This window comes from Morganella sp. HMSC11D09 (genome assembly GCF_001807955.1).
Classification (GTDB): Bacteria; Pseudomonadota; Gammaproteobacteria; order Enterobacterales; family Enterobacteriaceae; genus Morganella; species Morganella morganii.
In genome coordinates, this window is record NZ_KV791647.1 from 119,097 (window position 1) to 135,123 (window position 16,027).

12 protein-coding genes are annotated in these 16,027 nt (G+C 53.0%); 2 read left to right on the top strand and 10 right to left on the bottom strand.

Annotated features, from left to right (window positions below):
- Nucleotides 1-175: 175 nt before the first annotated feature.
- The 8 genes from carB to ribF all read right to left on the bottom strand — a co-directional run bounded on the left by carB (nucleotide 176) and on the right by ribF (nucleotide 11,851).
- On the bottom strand, nucleotides 176-3,403 hold the full coding sequence (gene carB, locus HMPREF3119_RS01510) for a carbamoyl-phosphate synthase large subunit (protein WP_070578140.1): 3,228 nt from the start codon (nucleotides 3,401-3,403) through the stop codon (nucleotides 176-178).
- Between the two features lie 14 nt (nucleotides 3,404-3,417).
- Complete coding sequence (carA, locus tag HMPREF3119_RS01515) at nucleotides 3,418-4,557, bottom strand: glutamine-hydrolyzing carbamoyl-phosphate synthase small subunit (RefSeq protein WP_070578143.1); 1,140 nt, start codon at nucleotides 4,555-4,557, stop codon at nucleotides 3,418-3,420.
- Between the two features lie 435 nt (nucleotides 4,558-4,992).
- Nucleotides 4,993-5,808, bottom strand: coding sequence for a 4-hydroxy-tetrahydrodipicolinate reductase (gene dapB, locus HMPREF3119_RS01520; RefSeq protein ID WP_032099050.1), 816 nt, complete (start codon nucleotides 5,806-5,808; stop codon nucleotides 4,993-4,995).
- A gap of 177 nt (nucleotides 5,809-5,985) precedes the next feature.
- Nucleotides 5,986-6,936, bottom strand: a complete 951-nt coding sequence (gene ispH / locus HMPREF3119_RS01530; RefSeq protein ID WP_015422443.1) for a 4-hydroxy-3-methylbut-2-enyl diphosphate reductase — start codon at nucleotides 6,934-6,936, stop codon at nucleotides 5,986-5,988.
- Nucleotides 6,937-7,048: 112 nt separating this feature from the next.
- Nucleotides 7,049-7,480 (bottom strand): FKBP-type peptidyl-prolyl cis-trans isomerase, encoded by a 432-nt coding sequence (gene fkpB, locus HMPREF3119_RS01535; protein ID WP_004237134.1) that lies wholly within the window; start codon nucleotides 7,478-7,480, stop codon nucleotides 7,049-7,051.
- A gap of 60 nt (nucleotides 7,481-7,540) precedes the next feature.
- Nucleotides 7,541-8,062, bottom strand: coding sequence for a signal peptidase II (lspA, locus tag HMPREF3119_RS01540; RefSeq protein WP_004242137.1), 522 nt, complete (start codon nucleotides 8,060-8,062; stop codon nucleotides 7,541-7,543).
- Nucleotides 8,063-8,065: 3 nt separating this feature from the next.
- Nucleotides 8,066-10,879 carry an isoleucine--tRNA ligase gene (ileS, locus tag HMPREF3119_RS01545; protein ID WP_036417887.1) on the bottom strand — a complete coding sequence of 938 codons (2,814 nt, stop codon included), beginning with the start codon at nucleotides 10,877-10,879 and terminating at the stop codon, nucleotides 8,066-8,068.
- A 27-nt stretch (nucleotides 10,880-10,906) separates the two neighbouring features.
- Nucleotides 10,907-11,851: a bifunctional riboflavin kinase/FAD synthetase gene (gene ribF / locus HMPREF3119_RS01550; protein WP_004237131.1), complete on the bottom strand. Its 945-nt coding sequence runs from the start codon at nucleotides 11,849-11,851 to the stop codon at nucleotides 10,907-10,909.
- 351 nt (nucleotides 11,852-12,202) lie between these two features.
- On the opposite strand from ribF, the gene rpsT reads away from it, so the two are divergent.
- Entirely contained in the window at nucleotides 12,203-12,463 is a 261-nt protein-coding gene (gene rpsT / locus HMPREF3119_RS01555; protein ID WP_015422441.1) for a 30S ribosomal protein S20, read from the top strand.
- 61 nt (nucleotides 12,464-12,524) lie between these two features.
- On the opposite strand, the gene nhaR is transcribed toward rpsT, so the two are convergent.
- Nucleotides 12,525-13,454: a transcriptional activator NhaR gene (gene nhaR, locus HMPREF3119_RS01560; RefSeq protein ID WP_004237129.1), complete on the bottom strand. Its 930-nt coding sequence runs from the start codon at nucleotides 13,452-13,454 to the stop codon at nucleotides 12,525-12,527.
- Between the two features lie 91 nt (nucleotides 13,455-13,545).
- Entirely contained in the window at nucleotides 13,546-14,724 is a 1,179-nt protein-coding gene (gene nhaA, locus HMPREF3119_RS01565) for a Na+/H+ antiporter NhaA (protein WP_004237128.1), read from the bottom strand.
- A 252-nt stretch (nucleotides 14,725-14,976) separates the two neighbouring features.
- Here nhaA and HMPREF3119_RS01570 point away from each other — a divergent pair, with 252 nt between their 5' ends.
- Nucleotides 14,977-15,819, top strand: coding sequence for a DMT family transporter (locus tag HMPREF3119_RS01570; RefSeq protein ID WP_004237125.1), 843 nt, complete (start codon nucleotides 14,977-14,979; stop codon nucleotides 15,817-15,819).
- Nucleotides 15,820-16,027: the final 208 nt, after the last annotated feature.

Genomic DNA, 16,027 nt, shown 5'->3' on the forward strand with positions numbered 1-16,027 from the left:
AACAGGATTTGAAAAAATATACCTGCATTACCGCAGAGAAAGAATAAACAAAACATAAACACAACAAAAAGCAAAAAATATAGTTAGGTAATTATTTTAACAGAAGGGAATCGGATCGTTTTTCCGGAGAAATAAAAAATCCGCCGCAGCGGATTTTTTATTTTAACAAACGTGATTATTTATCTTTAATCAGGCTGTGCATTTCCTGTACTGAAATCACTCTCTCTGTCGGATCCATATTCAGAGACAGTGTGGTGGCAAAGCCGCCGTTCATGGTGGTGTCGTAATGCACCTTATATTGCAGGGCGCTGCGGCGGATCACTTTGGAATCCTCAATCGCCTGACGACCGGCGGTGGTATTCACAATGTAATCGTATTCGCCGTTTTTAATTCTGTCCTGAATGTGAGGGCGACCTTCGTGCACCTTATTCACCAGGCGCGGGTTAATACCCGCCTCACCCAGTACAATCGCAGTACCGTGTGTCGCATCCAGCTCAAAACCCTGTTTCAGTAGTTTTGCCGCCAGATCCACCACCCGCGCTTTATCACCTTCGCGGACAGAGAGCAACGCACGGCCTTTCTTCTTCAGTGAGGAAGAGCTGCCGAGCATGGCTTTGGCAAAGGCTTCCGCAAAGGTGCGTCCCACGCCCATCACTTCCCCGGTAGAGCGCATTTCCGGCCCTAAAATCGGGTCAACGCCCGGGAATTTGTTGAATGGCAGCACCACTTCTTTCACCGAGTAGTACGGCGGGATGACTTCTTTTGTCACATCCTGCTGCGCCAGTGTCTGACCGGCCATCACGCGCGCTGCGACTTTCGCCAGCGGCACCCCGGTGGCTTTGGAGACAAACGGCACCGTACGCGCCGCACGCGGGTTAACTTCAATCAGATACACTTCGTTGTCTTTGACCGCAAACTGGGTGTTCATCAGACCGCGCACGCGCAGTTCCATCGCCAGTTTTCTCACCTGGTCGCGCATCACATCCTGGATTTCCTGACTCAGCGTGTAAGCCGGTAACGAGCAGGCAGAATCCCCGGAGTGAACCCCCGCCTGTTCGATGTGCTCCATAATGCCGCCAATCAGCACCTGTTCGCCGTCGCAGATAGCATCGACATCCACCTCAATCGCATCGTCGAGGAAGCGGTCAAGCAGTACCGGCGCGTCATTGGAGACACTGACTGCATTCTGGAAGTAACGGCGCAGGTCGGTTTCGTCGCAGACGATTTCCATCGCGCGGCCGCCCAGCACATAAGAAGGACGCACCACCAGCGGATAACCAATTTCTTTTGCCCGCTCAACCGCCTGCTCAATATTAGAGACGGTGGCGTTTGCCGGTTGTTTCAGGCCGAGGCGGACGACCGCCTGCTGGAAACGCTCGCGGTCTTCCGCGCGGTCAATCGCATCCGGGCTGGTACCGATAACCGGCACACCGGCCGCTTCCAGGCTGCGCGCCAGTTTCAGCGGAGTCTGGCCGCCGTACTGAACAATCACACCCGCCGGTTTTTCGACACGCACGATTTCCAGCACATCTTCCAGCGTCACCGGCTCGAAATAGAGGCGGTCAGAAGTGTCGTAGTCAGTGGAAACCGTTTCCGGGTTGCAGTTGACCATGATGGTTTCGTAGCCGTCTTCACGCAGCGCCATCGCCGCGTGTACGCAGCAGTAGTCAAACTCAATGCCCTGGCCGATACGGTTCGGCCCGCCGCCGAGTACCATAATTTTCGGTTTGTCGTTGTTCGGCTGCGCTTCACACTCTTCTTCATAGGTGGAGTAGAGATAGGCGGTGTCAGTGGCAAATTCCGCCGCGCAGGTATCCACACGCTTATAAACCGGCCACAGCTGATAGCTGTCACGCAGTTTGCGGATTTCAGCTTCCGCCACACCGACCAGTTTTGCCAGCCGCGCATCCGCAAAACCTTTGCGTTTCAGGTGACGCAGGAATTCGGGGGTCAGGCCGTTAATCCCGACTTCTGCCACCTGCTCTTCCAGACGCACCAGCTCTTCAATCTGTACCAGGAACCAGCGGTCAACGTTGGTCAGGTTAAATACGCCGTCAACTGACAGTCCGGCGCGGAATGCGTCCGCGATATACCAGATCCGCTCGCCGCCCGCTTCTTTCAGCTCACGGCGGATGCGGGTCAGTGCATCCGGGTCGTCCAGGTTCACTTTCGGATCAAAACCGGTCGCGCCCACTTCGAGGCCGCGCAGCGCTTTTTGCAGGGATTCCTGCTGAGTGCGGCCGATAGCCATCACTTCACCGACGGATTTCATCTGTGTGGTCAGACGGTCATTGGTGCCGGCAAATTTTTCAAAGTTAAAGCGCGGGATTTTTGTCACAACATAGTCGATGGACGGCTCAAAGGAGGCCGGTGTCAGGCCGCCGGTGATGTCGTTTGACAGTTCATCCAGCGTGTAGCCGACTGCCAGTTTGGCCGCGATTTTGGCAATCGGGAAGCCGGTCGCTTTGGAGGCCAGCGCGGAGGAGCGCGATACACGCGGGTTCATCTCGATAACAATCAGACGACCGGTTTTCGGGTTCACCGAGAACTGCACGTTGGAGCCGCCGGTTTCCACGCCGATTTCACGCAGCACCGCCATCGAGGCGTTACGCATGATTTGGTATTCTTTGTCGGTCAGGGTCTGTGCAGGGGCAACAGTGATAGAGTCACCGGTGTGGATCCCCATCGCGTCGAAGTTTTCGATGGAGCAGACAATGATGCAGTTATCATTTTTGTCCCGCACCACTTCCATTTCATACTCTTTCCAGCCAATCAGTGATTCATCAATCAGCAGTTCGTTGGTCGGGGAGAGATCCAGGCCGCGGGTACAGATTTCCTCGAATTCTTCACGGTTATACGCAATACCGCCGCCGGTGCCGCCCATGGTGAATGACGGGCGGATAATGCACGGGAAACCGACATCATCGGCGACCGCAAACGCTTCTTCCATGGTGTGTGCGATACCGGAACGCGCTGTATCCAGACCGATTTTTTTCATCGCGATATCGAAACGGCGGCGATCTTCTGCTTTATCAATCGCATCTGCTGTCGCGCCAATCATTTCGACGCCGAACTCTGCCAGCACGCCGTGACGTTCCAGATCCAGCGCACAGTTCAGCGCGGTTTGTCCGCCCATGGTCGGCAGAACGGCATCCGGGCGCTCTTTTTCGATGATTTTGCGCACCACTTCCCAGTGAATCGGCTCGATGTAAGTCGCATCCGCCATTTCCGGGTCGGTCATAATGGTTGCCGGGTTCGAGTTAACGAGGATAACGCGGTAGCCCTCTTCGCGCAGGGCTTTACACGCCTGGGCGCCGGAGTAGTCAAATTCACAGGCCTGGCCGATAACAATCGGACCGGCGCCTAAAATCAGGATGCTGCTGATATCTGTACGTTTTGCCATTTTTCTGCTCCTGATCAGTGACGGGCGTTTTTCATCAGTTCAATAAAGTGGTCGAACAGCGGGGCGGCGTCGTGCGGGCCCGGGCTGGCTTCAGGGTGACCCTGGAAGCTGAATGCAGGCTTATCATTACGGTGAATACCCTGCAGTGTGCCGTCAAACAATGATTTATGCGTGACGCGCAGTGTCGCGGGCAGCGTCGCCTCATCCACCGCAAAACCGTGGTTCTGCGCGGTAATCATCACCACATTATTTTCAATGTCTTTAACCGGGTGGTTGCCGCCGTGGTGACCAAATTTCATTTTGATGGTCTTTGCACCGCTGGCGAGTGCCAGTAACTGGTGCCCCAGGCAGATGCCGAACAACGGAATATCGGTTTCCAGGAAACGGGTGATAGCCTCAATCGCATAATCACACGGTGCCGGATCACCCGGGCCGTTGGAGAGGAAAATACCGTCCGGTGCCATTTTCAGCACCTCTTCCGCCGGGGTCTGTGCCGGTACGACGGTCAGGCGGCAGCCGCGATCCACCAGCATACGCAGAATATTGCGTTTAGCACCGAAGTCATACGCCACCACATGAAACGGCAGCTCTTCCGCTGTTTTATCCGCCGGTAAGCCGCCTTCCAGTGTCCAGGAGCCCTGCGTCCAGCTGTATGGCTGCGCGGTGGTGACTTCTTTCGCCAGATCCAGCCCGTTCAGCCCGCTGAAACTCTGTGCATTTTTCAGCGCCAGTGCCGTATCCGGGTGCTCACCGGCGATGATGCAGCCGTTCTGAGCGCCTTTCTCGCGCAGTAAGCGGGTCAGTTTGCGGGTATCAATATCGGCGATAGCCACGACGTTGCGGTGTTTCAGGTATTCGGAGAGGCTTTCTTCACTGCGGAAATTACTGGTGGTCAGCGGCAGGTCGCGGATAACGAGGCCTTGTGCATAAACATCCGGGGATTCTTCATCAGCACTGTTAGTGCCGGTATTACCAATATGGGGATAAGTGAGAGTGACTATCTGGCGGGAATAAGAGGGGTCGGTGAGAATTTCCTGATACCCCGTCATCGAGGTATTAAAAACAACTTCGCCGGTAACGGCACCCTCTGCGCCGATAGCGCGTCCGTGAAATGTGGTTCCGTCTTGCAGAACCAGGATTGCTGACTTAAACAAAACACCCTCCGGAGGAATAATAAATCACAATTAGTGCATATTAATTCAGATTTGGGGCTATAAAGCAATGCCAAAATAGAAATTTAACCAAATTTTGACAAATTGCGGCGCATTCTAAAGATCGAACGGGCAGTTGTCCAGAGAAAATCGACTTTTTTATATTTTTTTACTCATCATGATCAAAACAGGCTGGCTGACAGGGATAAAACAGTATCATTATTAGCTTTATGCTGAATTTTTGATGAGATGACTGAAAAAAAGGCTAATGGCCGGAAAAAGAGGTGAGAAAGGCAAAAACAGCAATAAAAAAGAGAGTAACAACGATGATAATGATAAAAAACATAGGTCAGATAAAGAATTATAAAAAAAGAATAGTTAAAGCAGTGATAAATCAAAATATCACTGCTTTATCAATCTGTTGTAATTTATACTTTATTATAAATTTTCCAGATCAAGCACATCCTTCATAGTGAATAGACCGTTCTTTTTATCACTCAGCCAGGCTGCTGCCTTAACCGCGCCATTTGCAAATGTCATCCGGCTTGAAGCCTTGTGGCTGATTTCAACACGCTCGCCGATATCCGCAAACATCGCTGTGTGCTCGCCCACAATGTCCCCGGCACGCACAGTGGCAAACCCGATAGTGTTCCGCTCCCGCTCGCCGGTATAGCCTTCACGGCAATACACCGCGCAATCCTTCAGGTCACGCCCCAGCGCCCCGGCAATAGATTCTCCCATCGCCAGCGCTGTTCCGGACGGCGCATCCACTTTATGGCGGTGATGCGCTTCAATAATTTCAATATCGGTATAGTCGCCCATGACTTTGGCCGCCTTTTCCAGCAGTTTCAGCACCAGATTGACGCCAACACTGAAATTCGCCGCAAAAACCACAGGAATTTGCTGCGCAGCCTGTGCAATAGCGGCCTTTCCGGCATCATCAAACCCGGTGGTGCCGATAATCATCCCTTTGCCGTTCGCGGTACAGAACGTCAGATGTGTCAGGGTGCCTTCCGGGCGGGTGAAATCAATCAGGATGTCGAAATTGTCTTTCTGGCTGTTCAGATCAGCCGTCAGGATCACGCCATTGCGCCCGGTACCGGCCAGTTCACCGGCATCAGTCCCGGTGAGTGAGGAGCCTTCGCGCTCAAATGCCGCACCCAGCACCACATCATCATTCTGTGCAATCGCCTGAATCAGCTGGCGTCCCATGCGGCCACCGGCACCCGCAACCGCGAGCCGTAACTTACCCATATTTGTTATCCTCAGTTTTCTGTCTGTATGTCAGCAGATTAACGGCTGTCCGGCCGGATTACCAGTTACCCGCCGCTATCATCAGAAAATCACAATACAGCCCGCCGATTATCAGTAAAACTGTATTTACCGGACTGCAGACAAAAAAAAGCAGAACCTGCGTTCTGCTTTGCTGTGTCAGACTTCTTTGATATCCACCCGTAACTCTTTCGGGACTTCAAAGATAATATTTTCCTCACGCCCCTCGAGCTGACTGATTTCATCCGCCCCCAGTTCCTGAAGACGGCTGATTACCTGCTGTACCAGCACATCCGGCGCGGATGCGCCGGCAGTCAGGCCGATAGTATCCACATCACGCAGCCAGTCGGGGTTAATGTCATCGGCAGAATCAATCAGATAAGAGGGTTTTCCGACCCGCTGCGCCAGTTCCGCCAGCCGGTTGGAGTTTGATGAGTTTTTGGAGCCTACCACCAGCACCAGATCCGCCTGACCCGCCAGATCCCGTACCGCTTCCTGACGGTTGGTGGTGGCATAGCAGATATCGTCTTTACGCGGCCCGATAATTTTAGGGAAACGGGCATTCAGCGCATCAATAACTTCGGAGGTATCATCGACAGACAGTGTGGTCTGCGTCATAAAGCTGAGATTTTCCTCATCTTTGACGTTCAGCTTCCACACATCTTCCGGGGATTCCACCAGATACATACCGCCTTCCGGGTTGTTGTACTGCCCCATCGTCCCTTCCACTTCCGGATGCCCGGCGTGGCCGATCAGAATCGCTTCTTTGCCTTTGCGGCTGGCGCGGGCCACTTCCATATGCACTTTGGTAACCAGCGGACAGGTGGCATCAAACAGCATGGTGAGATTACGGGAACGCGCTTCCTGGCGGATTGCCTGCGAGACACCGTGGGCGGAGAAGATCAGAATGGCGTTATCCGGTACTTCAGCGATTTCCTCAATAAAAATCGCGCCGCGCTCACGCAGATCATTGACCACATAGCGGTTGTGCACGACTTCATGACGGACATAGATAGGCGCACCATATAACTCCAGCGCCCGCTCCACAATACTGATTGCCCGGTCAACACCTGCACAGAACCCCCGCGGGTTAGCCAGTAAAATACGCACGTTCAGCCTCCAAACTATCGCCCGGACGGGCAGTAAAACAAAAATTCAACATTTGCGCGCTACTATACCAGAGCCGTCCCCCGGACCGTAATGCTAATTATTGCTCTGTGTCTTATGCAGTGACGTCACGGACACTGATATCAAACGTCACATCCTGTCCGCACAGCGGATGGTTGAAATCCACCTCGACAGAATCTTCAGTAACGGATTTGATAATCCCCGGCATTTCGCTGCCGTTCATGGCGGTAAACAGCATGATCGTGCCGGTTTCCGGCAGACCCGCTTCCAGGAAATCGGCGGCAGAGAAAAACTGAATCAGATCCGGGCTCGGCTTGCCGAACACCGCCTCACCGGGCAGTGTGAAGGTTTTTTTATCCCCGGCGGATAAGCCCAATAATTGCTGCTCCAGTGCATCAGACAAGCTGCCGTCGCCGAGGCGGAACAGTGCCGGTTTGCCTTGTGCTTCTGTGGAATCTGCCACCGAGCCGTCAGACAGTTTCAGGGTGTAATCCAGTAATACGCTGTGATGTTCTGCAACCTGCATATAATTATTACTCTCTGTATCAGATAAAAAATATCCGCCTGGCGGCGGATATTCGGGTCATCAGTCTGATGATGTTTTATTCTCTGGTTTGTCGCTTTTCTTACCGTCAGGGATAAAGCTTTCAATAATGATAAGCCCCGCCCCGATGATGATCCAGCTGTCCGCCAGGTTGAACGTCGGCCAGTGCCAGTCACCGACATAGAAGTCGATGTAATCCACCACAAAGCCGTGCATCAGGCGATCGAGCAGATTGCCGATCGCCCCGCCGATAATCAGCGCATAGGCAATATTACTGAGTTTATTGCGTGCACTGGTACGGTACATCATCACTAATAATGTCACGGAGATACCGATAGCCACCGCTGTGAAGAACCAGCGCTGCCAGCCGCCCTGAGATGCGAGGAAGCTGAATGCGGCACCGTAATTCCGCACATAGGTCAGATTAAAGTACGGTATCAGTGATGTGGATTCATGCAGCCCGTAATTGGCTAAAATCAGCTGCTTTGAAATCGCATCCAGTACCAGTACCAGGACCGCCAGCCACAGCCAGCGCAATCCGGTCGAACACAGTGGTTTTTTCATTTATCAGGCAAACTTACGTTCTTCACCGTTTCCGGCTACGTTTGTCACACAGCGGCCGCACAGTTCAGGATGTTCACTGTCCTGACCGATGTCGGTCGCATAATGCCAGCAACGCGGACACTTACTGCCTTCCGCTTTGCCGAAGCCGATGCGCAGGCCGTCCAGCTCACTGTTTACTGCACTTTCCGGTGCCGCAGACAGCGGTTTCACATCTGCCTGAGAGGTCAGCAGCACGAAACGCAGTTCATTACCCAGGCGGTTCAGCTGTGCCGCCAGAGCATCATCCGCATACAGGGTCACCGCTGCTTCCAGCGAACCGCCGATCAGTTTGTCGGCACGTGCCTGCTCCAGCACTTTGTTGACTTCACCACGCACCGCCAGCAGCGTTGCCCAGTAATCATCGTTCATGCTGTCCTGTGCATTCAGTCCGAACAGGCCGTCATACCACTCTTCAGTGAAGACGTACTGAGGACGTTTGCCCGGCATCACATTCCAGATTTCATCAGCGGTGAAGGACATGATCGGCGCCATCCAGCGAACCAGAGCTTCCGCGATGTGGAACAGTGCGGTCTGACAGCTGCGGCGTGCCAGGCCATCGCTTTTCGCGGTGTACTGACGATCTTTGATGATATCCAGGTAGAAAGAGCCCATTTCCACCGAGCAGAACTGCATCAGACGCTGTACCACTTCATGGAAATCATAGGCTTCATACGATTTCAGAATATCAGCCTGTGCCGCCAGTGCGCGGCCGACAGCCCAGCGGTCTGCCACAATCATCTCTTCCGGTTTCACCATATCGGTTTCCGGGTTGAAACCATTGAGGTTCGCCAGCAGGAAACGCGCGGTGTTACGGATACGACGGTAAGAATCCGCAGAGCGTTTCAGGATTTCATCCGAAACCGCGATTTCACCGGAGTAGTCAGTAGAAGCAACCCACAGACGCAGGATATCCGCGCCGAGTTTGTTCATCACATCCTGCGGACTGATGGTGTTGCCCAGCGATTTGGACATTTTGCGTCCCTGACCATCGACGGTAAAACCGTGAGTCAGTACTTCGCGGTAAGGCGCTTTGCCTTTCATCGCGGTGGACAGCATCAGTGAGGACATAAACCAGCCGCGGTGCTGGTCAGAACCTTCCAGATACATGTCCGCAGAATTGCCATGAAACTCAGGACGGGCATCGACAACGGCAAAGTGGGTGGATCCGGAGTCAAACCAGACATCCAGGGTATCCGGCACTTTTTCATAGATATCGGCATCATCACCCAGCAGGTCACGCGGGTCGAGATCCCACCACGCCTGAATACCGTGCTCTTCCACACGTTTGGCGACGTCTTCCATCAGTTCCAGTGTACGCGGATGCAGTTCCTGGGTCTCTTTATGGACAAACAGAGACATCGGTGTGCCCCAGGTGCGCTGACGGGAGATACACCAGTCCGGACGGTTTTCCACCATCGCGGTGATACGCGCTTCGCCCCAGCCGGGGATCCACTTCACGCCTTTGATTTCATTCAGAGACTGCGGACGCAGACCGTTCACATCCATCCCGATAAACCACTGCGGCGTGGCACGGAAAATGACCGGCGTTTTGTGACGCCAGCAGCACGGATAGCTGTGCGAAATATTTTCGCTGTGCAGCAGTGCGCCTTTTTCTTTCAGCAGTTCCAGAATGATGTCATTGGCTTTCAGCACAAACACACCATCCAGTGACGGATAGGTGCCGCTGACATAACAGCCGTTCGGGCCGACCGGGTTAGCGGTTTCCAGGCCGTATTTCTGGCCGATTACATAGTCGTCAGGACCGTGGCCCGGCGCGGTATGCACAGCACCGGTACCCGCATCCAGGGTAACGTGATCGCCGAGGATAGCCGGGACATCGAAGCCCATAAACGGATGATTAAACCGCAGCAGTTCCAGGTCGCTGCCTTTGCAGTCCGCTTCAACAGTCCAGCTGGTGATACCGGCGCGTTTCATCACGCTTTCCACCAGGTCAGCGGCCAGAATCAGACGCTCGTCGTTCACATGGACTAACTGATAATCAAATTCCGGGTTCAGGGAAATCGCGCGGTTCGCCGGTAAGGTCCACGGGGTGGTGGTCCAGATAACCAGAGAAACCGGCAGCCCGTCATTTTTCACGCCGAATTTGCTGTAAACCGCATCCGCGTCCGCAGCGGTGAAACGCACGTCAATGGACGGGGAGGTTTTGTCGTAATATTCCACTTCCGCTTCCGCCAGGGAAGAGGCACAGGAGGTACACCAGTGAACCGGTTTTGCCCCTTTGACCAGATGACCGTTGGCAATCACTTTTGCCAGTGCGCGGATAATATGAGCTTCGGTTTTGAAGTCCATGGTCAGGTACGGATGATCCCAGTCACCCAGCACGCCCAGACGGATAAAGTCTTCCTTCTGGCCTTCAATCTGCTCTTTTGCGTATTCACGGCAGGCAGCACGGAACTCAGCCGGTGTGACTTTATCACCCGGCTTGCCAATCACCTGTTCGACTTTGTGTTCAATCGGTAAGCCGTGGCAGTCCCAGCCCGGAATATACGGGGAGTCGAAACCGGCCATGCCTTTGGATTTAATAATAATATCTTTGAGAATTTTATTGACTGAGTGACCAATGTGAATGCTGCCGTTTGCATACGGAGGGCCGTCATGCAGGATAAATGTTTTTTTACCGGTTTTGGCTTTACGGATCGCCTGGTACAGACCTTCTTTGTACCAGCGTTTCAGCATATCAGGTTCGCGCTTTGCTAAGTCCCCGCGCATAGGGAACCCTGTTTCCGGGAGATTCAGGGTATTTTTATAGTCACTCATTCGATTCTCAGTTCCAATATTATTCCGTTAAACACATAACGAGGGGTTGGATTGTAAAAATTCCCTTGCCGCAATCTCATCCCGCGCGATTTGCGCTTTCAGCTCATCGAGCGAGGCAAACCGCTGTTCATTTCGCAATTTCTTGCGCAGTACCACATCCGGATGCTGCCCGTATAAATCCATTGCCGCATCAATCAGATGAACTTCCAGTTGCTGGCCCTTGCCCTGTACAGTCGGGCGGGAGCCGATATTGGCCACACCCGGCAGCGGATGCGGCCCGAGGCCGTATACGTCCACAGCGTACACACCGTTTACCGGTGCGGCCAGACGTTTCAGGGGGATATTGGCAGTCGGGAAACCGATCGTGCGCCCGAGTTCGTTGCCGTGCACCACGCGCCCGCTGATGCGGTAAGGGTGCCCGAGCAGTGCCTCAGCCAGTGCCAGATCGTCATTTTCCAGCGCACGGCGGATGGCCGTGCTGCTGATCCGTTTGCCGTTATCACAAAAACTTTCCGTGCTGCGGACCGTGAAACCATACTGTTTCCCTGCCTCACACAGCCCGTTAAAATCGCCCTGACGATTTTTTCCGAAACGAAAATCATCCCCGACCACCAGAAATTTCACCCCGAGCTGTTCAACCAGCAGGTGTGAGATAAAGGCATCCGGTGTCAGTGATGCAAATTGTTTGCTGAATTTAACACACAATAAGTAGTCCACACCGTACTGCGCAAGATATTTTACCTTATCGCGCAGCCGGGTCAGGCGTGCCGGCGCTTTATCCGGGGCAAAAAATTCCAGCGGCTGCGGCTCGAAGATCATGACGACCGACGGCAGCCCCAGGCGTTTTCCTTCCTGCGCCAGATGTGACAGTAATGCCTGATGTCCGCGATGAACGCCATCAAAATTACCGATAGTCAGCACGCAACCATGGTGACGCGCACGAATATTGTGAGTACCGCGAATTAGCTCCATAGCCGGCTCAATACAGTCAAAATTAGTCCGATTATACCTTGTCCGCCGCGTCAGGTTAACCCACTAATGCGGCTGAATCGCGAATTCTCTGTACAAAAAGCGGGGCATCCCCCTCTGCGGAAAGTGAAAAATAATTTTTTTCGTCAGAATCTTACCATTCCGGTGACTTTTTTCCGTGTAAGGGCTGTATTCCCGCTGCGTAAACTGATAAAATCCCCGCCCATCACAACGTACATTTGCGTCGCTGTACAACGACGCATATTTGCACAAATCCATTGACAAAATAAAGCGGAGCAGGCATATTCCTCCACCTTTGTATTGTCCTCGAAGAATATATTTGGGAGTTGGACCTTGGCTAATATCAAATCAGCTAAGAAACGCGCCATTCAGTCTGAAAAACGTCGTCAGCATAACGCTAGCCGTCGTTCTATGGTGCGCACCTTTATCAAGAAGGTTTACGCTGCTATCGCTGCCGGCGACAAAGAAGCTGCTCAGAACGCATTTAATGACATGCAACCACTTGTGGATCGTCACGCTGCTAAAGGCCTGATCCATAAGAACAAGGCTGCCCGTCATAAGGCGAACCTGGCTGCTCAGATCAAAGCAATGTAATCTGATTGTGCAGACATAAAAAAACCGGCTGATGCCGGTTTTTTTATGTCCTTTTTCTGCCTCAGTCCGGTAAACCGGCATCCGCAGCCGACTGCGAACCGCTGAACAACGCAGAGAAATCCTTGTTACACACCCGCTGAACCGCCGGATGCTGGATCATACGCTCGGCAAAAATCACATAATACTCTTCTTTGATGGTATCCACTGTTCCCAGCTCGACAACATCACTGTCCGCAAAAATGCCTTTGGTGTAGAGCGACGGCGCCACAAAAATCGCATTGTGATACATACCAAATGCTTTCATCAGTGCCGCATCATCAAATTCACCCAGGATTTCCACCTCCAGGTTTTTATTGCGGATCCAGGTCAGCAACTGACGGCCGAGCATCGAGCGGCGGCCGGGCACCAGAAGGCGGCGCTCTTCCAGGCATTCCGGGAACGGCTTCTGCGGCGCGGGCTGGCGGCAGTAGAAACTCATACTGCATTCCCCGAGCTTCACGGAAAACAGCCCTTCCTGCTGGGTGGAATCCACCGGGCAGTCAGAGAGGATCATATCCAGTTTGTGCTGGCTGAGCTGCTCCAGCAGCATTTCGTGAGTGGATTCAAAACAGCGCAGATGGATTTGCTCATGCTCCATCACCGCCGTTTCCAGCACTTTGCTGACCAGACGTTTTGACAGTGCGTCCGCAACCCCGACATCAAACAACAGATTGGATTCGCGGCTGTAAGTGACAATATCCAGCATTTCCTGGCTCAGCATAAACATTTTGTCCGCATAGCGGAACACCAGCTGACCCAGCTCTGACGGCACCAGGCCGCGTCCCTGACGTTTGAACAGCTTACCGTCCAGACGCTCTTCCAGCGCCTTGATTTGGCCGGTAATGGTTTGCGGGGTGAGATAGAGCGCTTCTGCCGCCCCCACCACCGAACCTTCTTTGCAGACGTGCCAGAAATAATAGAGGTGATTGTAGTTTAAATGGGAGACTCGCATAGTTTTTCCCGGTACATACCTTATCTTTTTTTGATGATTAACTCGGAAATTCTGTTGTATTCACCGGCCGCGGAGGCCGGTGAATAACGGATTACTGCCGGACTGTTTTCTTCGGTAACACGGAATGGAGCAGGAACAACCCGGTAACTGCCGCCATGGTGGAACCAATCAGAATTCCCAGCTTGGAGTAGGTGTTAAATGCTTCCGGAAGCCCGGTAAATGCCAGTCCCGCGATAAAGATAGACATTGTAAAACCGATCCCGCATAACACCGATACAGCGAATATCTGGTTAAGAGTAATCCTCTCCGGCAGTTTTGCAAAGCCCAGTTTTACCGAAATCAGACATGCGGTGAAAATCCCCAGCGGTTTACCGACAAACAGACCGAGCAGGATCCCCAGCGGCAGTGTGCCCATCAGTGCATCAAAGGAAATTCCCTGAACACTGACACCGGCATTGGCAAAGGCAAACAGCGGCAGGATCAGAAACGCCACCCACGGATGCAGCACATGCTCCAGCTCCTCTGACGGTGAGTGCTCACCATCTTTACTGCGCAGCGGGATCAGGAACCCGACGATCACTCCGGCCAGAGTTGCGTGCACGCCGGATTTCAGAATACACACCCACAATATCAGCCCCGCAATCATATACGCAGCGGTGTTGCTGACATTACGCCAGTTCATCACACACAATACCACCACCATCAGTGCCGCCAGCAGCAGCGCTGTCAGTGAAACGGTTTTGGTGTAAAACAGCGCGATAATCACGATAACCCCGAGGTCATCAATAATCGCCAGTGCCAGCAGAAAGACTTTCAGCTCTGTCGGTACTCTTTTACCCAGCAGTGCCATTACGCCGAGGGCAAAGGCAATATCGGTTGCGGCCGGAATCGCCCAGCCCTGTGCAGCAGCGGCATCCCCGCCGTTAAACAGCAGATAGACCAGCGCCGGGGCTATCATACCGCCGAGTGCGGCAATTGCCGGAAACATCGCTTTGTCGCGCCCGGCCAGAGAGCCGGTCATCAGCTCCCTTTTTACTTCGAGCCCGACGACCAGGAAAAATATCGCCATCAGAGCGTCATTAATCCATAATAACAAGGGCTTATCAATTTCCAGTGCCGCAAATTTTACAGCAACAGGAATATCAAGAAACGACTGATACAACGCCGACAACGGCGTATTCGCCATTACCAGCGCGATCAGCGCGGCGATAATCAGCAGTATGCCGCCTGCGGCTTCGAGTTTTAAGAACTGTCGGATAATTGCGGTCATGGGTTAACTCCTTTAAGACTGTCGGAGTTAATAATATGCAAACAATTAACTCGAAAAAAGCAGATTATTCAGCAATAATAACTCGATAATTCCTGATCAATAAGGGTTTTAATCACAGAATTTCCTGATAAACACTCTGAAATTAACTATATATTAACATTTTAGTTTCTGTGAAGTGTATCGTATGATCCCTCATACCGGCGGATATTCTGTTGCCGTTGCCACCGCTCACTGAATAAAACAGGTTATCCCATGTCCGCCACGCTGTTTATTGCTGTACTGTTTGCTGCCTTCTTCCATGCATCCTGGAATGCGGTGATTAAATTCGGACAGGATCGCTTTCTGGGTATCGCGGTGATGACCATCTGGTCCGGCGTGGTCTCTGTTCCCGCCCTGTTTTGGCTCGGCTTACCGGATGCAGCAGCGGTAAAGTGGCTGCTGCTGTCTGCCCTCTTTCACATCGGTTATGCCATTTGTCTGAGTAAAGCGTATTCAAAGGGCGATCTCAGCCAGATTTACCCGGTTTCCCGGGGTTGTGCCCCGCTGCTGACGACCCTGTTTGCGGTACTTCTGTTTGGTGAGCACCTGCCGTGGCTCTCTTTAGCCGGTATTCTGCTGATCATCACCGGGGTTATCCTTCCCGCGCTGAAACACGGAGCCTCCGGGCACGCCCGCAGCGGGCTGATCTATGCGGTGATCACCGCCTTTTTTACCGCCTGTTACACACTCTCCGACGGCTTCGGTGCCCGCAGCAGCACAGACTCACTGACTTATATTTTCTGGTTGTTCGCCCTGAACGGACTGGTGATGGTGGTGATGGGTTTTGCCCGTTACCGCCACCATTTCACCCGTGACTTTCTGCGTTACAGCAAGCCCGGGCTGACCGGCGGTATTCTGCAAATCTTCAGCTACGGCATTGTGATATGGGCCATGGGACAGGCGCCGATAATGATTGTCGCAGCGTTACGGGAGACCAGTGTGCTGTTCGCACTGCTGCTCTCCGCGTATTTCCTGAAAGAAAAGCTGACTCCCGCCCGGATTCTGGCCGCCTGTATTATTGTGGCCGGGGTGATTGTGACGAAGATGGGGGGATAGTTTCAGCCCAGATGTTATACAGCGTGTTCAGCATCAGCAGATTTATTTCACCTGACTTCACATTCACTTTTACCGCGTCAGGTGCAGTCATCTCCTGCCGGGCAAACTCGGCCCGGGTATTGCAGACCTGTGTCACGGGTATGCTTTTTGCAACACCGGCGCTGTGTCCGGTAGATACTGAAGGCTGAACTGCAACCAGTCCGGCGTG